At 38.7% G+C, this 10056-nt stretch carries 6 protein-coding genes; 4 read left to right on the top strand and 2 right to left on the bottom strand.

Features of this window, described 5'->3' with window-relative positions; all coding sequences use genetic code 11:
• From P20429_RS19920 to P20429_RS02560, 4 genes are all read left to right on the top strand, one after another.
• On the top strand, positions 1-3035 hold a 3035-nt coding region (locus P20429_RS19920), incomplete at its 5' end, for an Ig-like domain-containing protein (RefSeq protein WP_033027127.1).
• 9 nt (positions 3036-3044) lie between these two features.
• A complete protein-coding gene (locus P20429_RS02550) occupies positions 3045-3878 on the top strand; it encodes an MBL fold metallo-hydrolase (protein ID WP_007586385.1) in 834 nt (277 codons plus the stop codon).
• A gap of 20 nt (positions 3879-3898) precedes the next feature.
• Positions 3899-6118, top strand: coding sequence for a CHASE2 domain-containing protein (locus tag P20429_RS02555; protein ID WP_370494299.1), 2220 nt, complete (start codon positions 3899-3901; stop codon positions 6116-6118).
• Positions 6090-7751 (top strand): HD domain-containing phosphohydrolase, encoded by a 1662-nt coding sequence (locus P20429_RS02560; protein WP_007586383.1) that lies wholly within the window; start codon positions 6090-6092, stop codon positions 7749-7751. The genes P20429_RS02555 and P20429_RS02560 overlap by 29 nt, the downstream gene beginning before the upstream one ends.
• A 289-nt stretch (positions 7752-8040) precedes the next feature.
• Here the strand turns inward: P20429_RS02560 and P20429_RS02565 are convergent, their stop codons facing one another.
• Entirely contained in the window at positions 8041-9468 is a 1428-nt protein-coding gene (locus tag P20429_RS02565) for an NAD-dependent succinate-semialdehyde dehydrogenase (RefSeq protein ID WP_007586381.1), read from the bottom strand.
• Between the two features lie 248 nt (positions 9469-9716).
• Positions 9717-10055, bottom strand: coding sequence for an ISC system 2Fe-2S type ferredoxin (gene fdx, locus P20429_RS02570; RefSeq protein ID WP_007586379.1), 339 nt, complete (start codon positions 10053-10055; stop codon positions 9717-9719).
• Position 10056: the final 1 nt, after the last annotated feature.

The raw sequence follows: 10056 nt of genomic DNA, 5'->3' as shown, positions 1-10056 counted from the left end.
TCGCTATTACGATAACTGCCGTGAATGATGCACCTGTTGCCAATAACGATACCGCGACCATGGCTGAAGATGCAGCACCAATACTGATAAACGTATTAGCAAATGATACTGACTCTGATGGAGACAGCTTGGTGATCTCTTCAGCCTCAGCTGATATTGGCTCGGTCTCAGTAGTTGGCAATCAAATTCAATATACGCCTGAAGCCAATACCAATGGACTTGCCACGGTAACTTATACGATTAGTGATAATAATGGCGGAACCAATACAGCCACAGTGACCATTACCGTAACTGGTGTTAACGATGCACCTGTAGCATCGGTTCAAAGTTTTAGTATTAGTGAAAATGCTACAGATGGCGACATCATAGGGACTGTTAGCGCGTCAGATATTGAGAACCAGACTTTAACTTATAGTTTAACTGGCGGTAACACTGCTTTATTTAAAATTAATAGTAACTCTGGTGTTTTATCAACTGCAGGTGAAAGCCCATTTGATTTTGAAACAACTAATCAATATATCTTAAATGTCACTATAACTGATGATGGCACACCTAATGAAAGTTCAAACGTTAACATAACCGTTAATATTACTGATGAAATTGAGCTTCTTATTCCAACTGAAGATGTGACATTTGGCCGCCCGATTACAGGTGAGCTTGATCTTTCAAACATTTTTTCTGGAGGTGAGTTTAAAGACAGTATTGAGCTTAATGGCAACCTTTATTTTGTTGGTTTTGTTGATGGCGACGATACAGATATTATTGTTGTGTCTTACACCAACGCTGGCATAACAAATAATGCTTTTAATAGTAATGGAATAAAAATATTAGATTTAGATGATGATGAAGAAGCCACAGCTATTATTTCTGACGGTACAGATCTCTTTATTGCTTATTCTAGTTTTGACGGCACAAATACTGAAGCCTGCTTATTGGAAATGAATACTGCTGGCGTTGTAAGTACTGACTCTGGTGAGAATGATTCAGGAGTTCGCTGTACTTCACAAGCGAGTACTCTTGTTATTAATGACCTTGAAATTGATGACGATAAGATACTGGCTGTAGGTAAACGCTTTGATGGCACTCAAAACGATAGTTTATGGATACATTATAAAAAATCAGATCTAGATTTTGAGAACTCTACTCCAGCTATTGTCGATGTTAGCGGCGCTAATCGAGATGATGAAGGCTTTGCAATTAAGAACTTTGATGATTCCGATTACTTAGTGGTTGGGAGTGTTACCAATGCAGAGGGAACAAAAGACTCTCTACTTCGTTATTTAAAATCTGATGGCGATAATGACAATAACTTTAATGGTGGCGCAGCACTAACAATTGATATATTTGATAATGATAAAGACGACGAACTTTTTGCTGTAGGCGGAGTTAGTGATTCTGAATTTACTGCCTTTGCAGGTGGATATGTAACAAGAAACAGCGGTGAAAAAGAAGCTGTAATATTAGCTATTAATAAAAATGGGGGACTAATCACCACCTTTGGTAATGCTGGTATAGCAATTTATGATATTGATGGTAATGGTGGTAATGGTAATGGCGGCGCTAAAATTACAGGTATTAAACACGAGCCTAGTAACAATGGCATTAGTTTGTCGGGGACGACTGGCGTATCGGTCTCAGAAAAATTATTTTCAGCACGGATTAATAATGAAGGTACTTTAAATAGTGCCTATGGCACCTCCGGCATTAATATAATTGATGGTATAAGTGGTAAGCAATTTGCCAACACTTTAGCTATCGACTCTAATGACACTCTTTGGGTAGCTGGTGTTAATGATGATTCAAATACAAAACCGTTTATTGCAGCAATAGACAGTCAAGCCACATTATTTAGTAACTTTGAAACGAATGGTTACTTTACCCTTAATAATTTAGTAGATGCGACAAACGACGAATCAATGCACGTTTTACAACTTAGCAATGACCCTCATGCCGGTAAGTACATTCTTGCATCAACGGCTAAATCGGACTCAATTACTAAGTTAGTATTAACACGCTTTACGAGTGCGGGTGATATCGATACTAGCTTTAGCGAAAGTGGCCATAAAGAAATAGCCATAGATTTGAGTAAGTCACGCGTCGCTTTAACCGAGCAAAGCGACGGCAATTTAGTTATTACAGGCTCTAAAAATAGTGAAAATGGTGAAGCGGGCTTTGTAGCTAAAGTTGATCAGTCTGGTAATTTAGACACTTCATTTGCAACAGACGGTGTATACACAACCTCTGTCAGTGGCGCAGAATTGGTAAACCTGACAGGTATTGCACTTGATAATAGCGGTAACATTATTACTGTTGGGTCAATCGTAATAAGCGGCACTCCTAGCCCAATCGTTATAATGTTGACACCAGAAGGTACCCTTGAGCCAAACTTTGGCACTGGCGGAAGTATCATAGGCTCAGCTTTTGAGTACTATAACCGTGTACATACCGACAATGCAGATATTTTCATTGGTGGTAAGGCAGTATTAAGTGGCACTTCAAAGCTAATCGCATTGAAGTTAAGCTCAAACGGTACTGAAGTCTTTAAATATGTAGGTGAAGGAACCACAGATACCGACAATAAAATAGCGCAGATTTTGACTGACACAACGGGTAAGTTATATTTAATAGCAAACCTTATTGATTCGCCAAATAAAGCCAATGTTATTAGGTTGCTCGTTACGGGTGCGCTTGATACTAGCTTTGCCGTAAATGGTGTCGGTGAATATACTTTGGCGTCAAGCGGTAACACTGAGCTAAGTGGTGCAGCGCTCGATAGTAGCAATCAACTTATTTTAGCCGGCATGGCTAGCAATAAAGGAATGTTAGCGCGTATTTTAACTGACGGTACTTTAGATAATACGTTTGGAGCCAGTGGTGTCGGATTTTATGAAGCAAGCCAATGTGCCAGTACACATGTATTTACTTCAATCATCCTGCAAAATGATACCCAAGTTGTTGTAAGCAGCACCTGTAATGACACTAACTCTAACAATGTTAGTATTTCTAAATTCAATTTTGTAGAAGATGGAGCTTAGCCTTAAATTATGAAAGTTGAATTTTTTGGTGTTAGAGGCTCAATGGCTTCAGCAGGAAGTAATACGCACATTTTTGGAGGAAATACCTCATGTGTGTACATTGAACAAAGTAATGGCAAAGATCTCATTTTAGACTCTGGTACCGGTATTGTAGAACTCGGTACACGTTTACTAGAAACACAAAGTCCTATCAATATTTTGCTAACGCATAACCATTGGGACCATATTCAAGGGTTTCCTTTTTTTAAACCTATTTACCAACCCAACCGCGATATAACTATTGCTGTGGGTAACGTTGATGATAAAAAAAGCCAAGATGCCATATTAAAGCAAATGAGTGGTTCGTACTTTCCGGTGTGTTATCAAGATTTACCTGCCAGCATTACGCTTAATACTGATTTATCGTCTCAAAAGCAATTTACACTTAATGGTTTTTTGGTTTCGACTGCTCCACTAAATCACCCTGGCGGTGGTACTGCTTATTGTATTGAAGCGGATGATAAAAAGGTGGCTTACGTTACCGACAATGAGCTAAATCCGCCAGACAAGGTAAACACAAGTATTAGCGAATGGGTCAATTTTATTGAAGGCGCTGATTTACTAATTCATGATGCTCAATTTATAGATGCAGACTTGCCTCTTAAACATGGTTGGGGGCATAGCACCATAGATCAGGTGGCTGAGCTTGCGATAAAAGCGAGTATTAAAAATGTGATTATTATTAGCCACGATCCATCAAGAACCGATGAACAGTTATTAGCTATAGAAAAATATTTACACACGCAGTACGCTCAACAGGTAAAAATAGAATGCGGCCGAGAAGGACGAGTTTTTGATTTTTAGTCTATCAAGGAGCGTTACTCATTAGCTCCTTAAAACCAATTACTTCAAAGCACTTTTTCATTGGCGCTGTTATTACATTATTAATTGCATCAATAGAGCTATTTTCAACTGGGTCGCTTGCAAAGTTAGTGAACCGCGTAGAAGGTATAATATACGACTCTCGGTTGTTACTAACACTTTCAGAGACGCCTAGGCGTATTGATGAAACCGTTGTAATAATTGATATCGATGAAAAGAGCATGCAAGAACAAGGACGCTTTCCTTGGAGTCGCTCAAAAGTAGCTGACCTTGTTACAAAGCTTACTGATGCAGGTGTTATTGTTATTGCATTCGATATATTTTTTTCTGAACAGGAAGAAAACCCTGTTACAAAAATTATGTCTGAAATTCCTGATTTATCAAAAAAGTACACCATCCCCTTTGCTGAAATTACTAAACAAGTCGATGCAGACACAAAACTAGCAAGCGCATTATCTAAAAATGATACTGTTCTTGGTTTTTTATTGATTGATGAGCAACTCACTAATCAAAACTTGCCAGCTAAAAGCAGTGTTATATGGGCAAATGCGGATCATACTAATTCACAAATAAACCAGTTTCCTGGTGCTATTGTAAATATTCCACAGTTACAAAATGCTACAACGGGTACCGGTTTTATCAATGCACATAGCGATGAAGATGGTTTTATACGTAAAGCAGCTCTTATAAATCGAGTTGGCAATAAGCTTTATCCTTCTTTAGCACTTGAAGTTGCTCGACTTTATACCCTTGCTGAAAACATAGAAACCCGTTCCAATATATTAGATGGTATAACGTTATTCGAAGGTATAAAGTTTCAAGATAAGTGGATTCAAACTGATGAATATGGGCAAATATTAATTCCTTACAAAGGGCGTGCACATAGCTTCCCTTATTATTCGGCTACCGATATTTTGACCAAAAAAATTGGTTTAGAGGAATTAGAAGGCACAGTAGCCTTTATTGGCACATCGGCAATTGGACTCGCTGATTTAAGATCAACACCTGTTGGTTTACAGTATCCCGGTGTTGAGGTACATGCCAATATATTTGAAGGGTTAATGCACCCAGAGCTACTGCCATCTAAACCTAATTGGTCACTGGGAGCAAGCTTACTCATCATTGCATTAACGGGTAGCGTACTGTCGTTTTTTAGCCACGGTAAGAGCGCACGTTTTATTATTGCTTTGTCTCTTACAGTCACAAGTGTCGTTATATTTTTAAACGTTTATTTATGGTCAGTGCAAAAAATTAGTTTACCTTTATTAATGCCCCTTTTACTCATCATTATATTAGCGGGTTATTACATCATTGTTGGCTCTATCGCTGAAATGAAACATAGCCGAAAAATAAAATCTATGTTTGACCAATATATGCCTCCTGAGCGTATAAATCAGATGATACTACAGGGTAAAAGTTTATCTCAAAAAAGTGAGCGAAAAAATATGACGGTGTTGTTTGCCGACATTCGTAGTTTCACTTCAGTATCAGAAAGTATGTCGCCCCATCAGCTAAGTGAATACTTAAACGAATATCTTACGGCTATTACCAAAATCATATTTGATCATAACGGAACTATTGATAAGTACGTAGGCGATATGGTGATGGCATTTTGGAATGCTCCACTAAAAGATGAAAACCACGCTCGCCATGGTGTTGAAGCCGCAATGGGTATGATTAACGGGTTAACGCAAATAAATCAGTTATTTGCAGAAAACAATCAGCCTGCAATAAAAATTGGTATCGGTTTAAGTACTGGCGATATGAATGTAGGTGATATGGGTTCGGTTTACCGTAAAGCCTATACAGTTCTTGGTGATACTGTTAATTTAGGTGCTAGAGTAGAAAGCTTGACCAAATTTTATGGCGTAGCTATTCTTGTTATAGAAGAAACGATGAAGGAATGCCCTCATATTTCATTTCGTTTAATAGATAAAGTGCAAGTTGTTGGTAAAACAGCTGCTGTACAGTTGTTTGAACCTATAAACTTTACAGATAAGCTCGATGAAGAACAGTTAAATGAAGTTAAAAAATCACAGCAGGCCATGACGCTTTTTTATAATAAACACTGGCCACAAGCGCTTAGCTTATTTAAAGAACTACACAGCACGACCGTATTTAGCTCTGACGTTTATACCATTTTTATCGAACGTATTAAGGGCACTGATTTGCAAACACTAGCTAAGGATTGGAATGGTGCCTTCAAACATACTCAAAAGTAGTAAACATATGCGACAGCACATTAAAGACAAAACAAACCTTCAGCATTTTATCGATATTAGTATTAGGCTAACAACAGAAAAAAACTCGTCTAAGTTACTTGATGAAATACTGCAAGTTGTGATGTCGATAGCAAATTCTGATGCTGGCAGCATTTACTCTATTACCCCAAACAAACAACTCAAGTTTGAAACGGTAATAAATAAGTCATTAAATCTTTATTTAGGTGGCACTTTAGGGAGCCCTGTAGATTTTCCTAATATAGATCTTTTTATTGATGGCAAACCAAACGAAACCGCTATTGTTGCCCACTCTGCAAATTCTGGCGAAGTGATTAACATTCCTGACGTGTATGATGCCCTGCCCTTTGATATGAGCGCAGCTCGCAAAATGGACGCACGCACGGGTTATCGTTCTGAGTCCATGCTAACAATTCCTTTAAAAGATCATGAAGATGACATTATTGGTGTAATCCAGCTTATAAATGTAAAAGATGCGCAAAATAAAAATATCCCTTTTAGTGAAGAGCTTGTCACTCTAATTCGATCTTTTGCCTCTTTAGGCGCTATTTCACTAACTAACTCGACACTAATTAAGGGAATGGAAGATCTTTTTTCAACCTTTGCTGAAACAATTGCGATGGCAATAGATGAAAAGTCTCCTCATACCGGTGGCCATTGTAAACGAGTGCCAGCACTCACGTTAATGCTAGCCGATGCCGTACATGATATAAATAAAGGCCCTTTGGCTTCATTTTCGATGAGTGAGGCCGACCGGCATGAACTTGATATAGCAGGCTGGTTACATGACTGTGGGAAAATCGCGACTCCCGATCACATTATGGAAAAGTCGACAAAACTAGAAACTATTTTTGATCGAATAAAATATGTAGATGCTAAATTTGAAATAATTAGCCGAGATTTAAAAATAGCGTATCAGCAAAAAATCATCTGTGCGATGAAGCTGCAAAAACCTATCGAGGTTCAACAATTTGAACGCCTACTTGATACCGAGCTTAAACAGTTGGCATTAGACCGTGCATTATTACAGCGTGTGAATGTAGGGGGCGAGTTTTTAGGTGATGCAGAACTTGAGCACATTGAACGCATTGCAAACAAATACCAACTCGTTATAAATGATATTAATACACCATTGCTCTCAGCTGATGAAGTTGAAAACTTAACAATACGAAGAGGCACGTTAACCGAAGCCGAACGTGAAGTAATGAAACGTCATATGGATGTAACTAAAAATATTTTAGATGCCCTGCCGTTCCCTAAACACTTAAGCAATGTGACTGAATATGCTTTAGGTCATCATGAAAAACTTGACGGTACTGGTTACCCAAGAGGTTTAACCAAAGAGCAAATGTCGGTGCCTGCAAGGTTAATGGCTATTACGGATATTTTTGAAGCGCTATCTGCGGTAGACAGGCCCTACAAAAAAGCAAAACCGGTCAGTGAGTGTTTATTTATTTTAGGGTCAATGGTTGCTAAAAACCATCTTGATGCTGACATTTTTGCTATTTTTATTGAGTCGCAAGTCTATAAAAATTATATCAATGAATATGCTAACCCAGAGCAGCTAGATGAGGTAGATTTTGATAACTTACCCGGTTACACACCTATAAGTTAGCACCTATAAAGCCATGCCTCTATTCAAAATACGCTTATTACAGCCTATACCTATCCAAACAAAAAAATGCCACCTTACGGTGGCATTTACACACGGGGTTATTTCTACTTATAGAAATCCTTTTACTTTTTATTTGTTTTTTTATGTTGTTTTATTAACAAAAAATATGTTCCCAAAGGTAGCATTTAGCGCTTTGGGTAGCAACAGTAAAAGGTAAAGTTCATATATCTGCCATATTAACGTCATAAAAAAGCGCGAAGTAAATTCGCGCTCGTATACTTAACTGCCATTATATTTTAATACAAACGTATTTTTCTTCTAGGTACTCATCCAGCCCTTGATGCCCGCCTTCGCGACCTAAACCAGATTGTTTAACGCCACCGAAAGGCGCTACTGGGTTTGATATAACACCTTCGTTTACACCTACCATACCAAATTCAAGCCCTTCACTAATTCGGTAAATTTGCTTAATATTTTGGCTGTAAAAGTAGGCTGCCAGACCAAATGGTACATCGTTAGCAAGTGCAAGCACTTCACTTTCTTCATCAAAAGGAATAACCGTTAATACTGGACCAAATACTTCTTCGTGGTAAATATCCATCTCTGTCGTTACGTTGTTTACTATTAATGGGTTTTGAAAGCTGCCACCTAAGTCACTATTATCGCCAATCAACGTCGCACCTTTATCGAGTGCGTCTTGTACTAACTGTTGTACTTTATCTTTGGCTTTAGGGTAAATGAGTGGGCCAATATCAACATCGTCTTCAAAACCATTTGCCACTTTTAGCGCTGCAACCTTAGGCGTGATTTTTGACAGTACTTTGTCGAGAATATTACGCTGTATAAAGATACGGTTTGCAGCAACACATGCCTGCCCACTATTTCTAAATTTAGCCGCCATTAGCCCTTCTACAGCTTCATCTAAATCTGCATTATCAAAAATGATAAAAGGCGCATTGCCGCCAAGCTCCATCGAGGTGCGTTTAATTGTGTCTGCACATTGCGACAGCAACTGCTTACCTACACCGGTAGAGCCGGTAAATGTAAACTTACGCACGATTTCTGAGTCAGTCAGCATTTTACCTACTGTTTTGGCATCTTGTGAAACCAGTACATTAAATGCACCTTTAACAAAACCAGCTTGATCGGCCAGATAAGCAAGTGCGATAGCGCATAGTGGCGTATGTTCAGAAGGTTTAAGTATAAAGCTACAGCCCGCAGCGTAAGCTGGAGCTACTTTACGAGTAACCATAGCAACAGGGAAGTTCCACGGCGTAATACCAGCTACAACACCTACAGGCTGCTTAAAGCTGGTTAAACGATGCGAGTCATCTGTTGGCGGAATTACATCTCCGTAACTACGTTTGGCTTCTTCTGCAAACCATTTGATAAAACCTGCACCGTAATCAATTTCGCCAAGGGATTCTTTGAGTGGCTTGCCTTGCTCTTTGGTCATTAGCTCTGCAAGTGTTTGTTTGTGTTTTATAACTAGCTCATACCAGCGCATCAACGTTTCGCTTCGCTCGGTCGCATTTGTCGCTTTTAACTTAACAAAAGCCCCTTGAGCTGCGGTTATTGCGCTATTTACACCCTGCTCGTCAATATCGCTTACATCAACAATACTTTTTTCGGTAGCGGGATCGTTAACGCTAAAGTGCGTATCAGTTTTATAAAATTCGCCGTTAATAAATGAGTCTGAGAAAATAAGATTACTCAAAATAAACCTCCGAAATAGATTTTAGGGATTGGGTTGAACTCGTAGCAGCGGGTTTACCCCGCGTTTATATAATCTGAAAAATACGTGATCATTTTGATGTTCAAGTTTGAGATTAGAAAAATTTAACTTAAAACGTTTGAGATTTAAAAACGCGACATAAAGTCGCTGCTACGTGTTTATAAATGCTTTTTTGAAACAAAAAAGCCGCTGTATCAAACAGCGGCTTTTAATATATACATCGTTAAAAACTAGTGCTCTTCATTAACGATATTGAGATTGTACTTAGGTATTTCAACCACTAAGTCTTCATCTCTTATAATTGCTTGGCAACCAAGGCGTGACTCAGGCTCTAAACCCCATGCTTTATCTAGCATGTCATCTTCTAGCTCATCACTCTCTTGTAGTGAATCAAATCCTTCACGAATCACTAAATGACACGTAGTACATGCACACGACTTTTCGCAAGCATGCGCAATGCTAATACCATTTTTAAGTGCAGCGTCGAGTACCGTTTGGCCTGTAGGAGCTTCAATTGCAGCGCCGTCAGGACATAATTCAGGATGTGGAAGAAAAACAATTTGTGGCATT

The organism is Pseudoalteromonas sp. BSi20429 (assembly GCF_000238895.1).
Taxonomy (GTDB): domain Bacteria; phylum Pseudomonadota; class Gammaproteobacteria; order Enterobacterales; family Alteromonadaceae; genus Pseudoalteromonas; species Pseudoalteromonas arctica.
The sequence above is the reverse complement of the archived record's forward strand: the minus strand, read 5'-3'. Positions and strand labels throughout refer to the sequence as shown.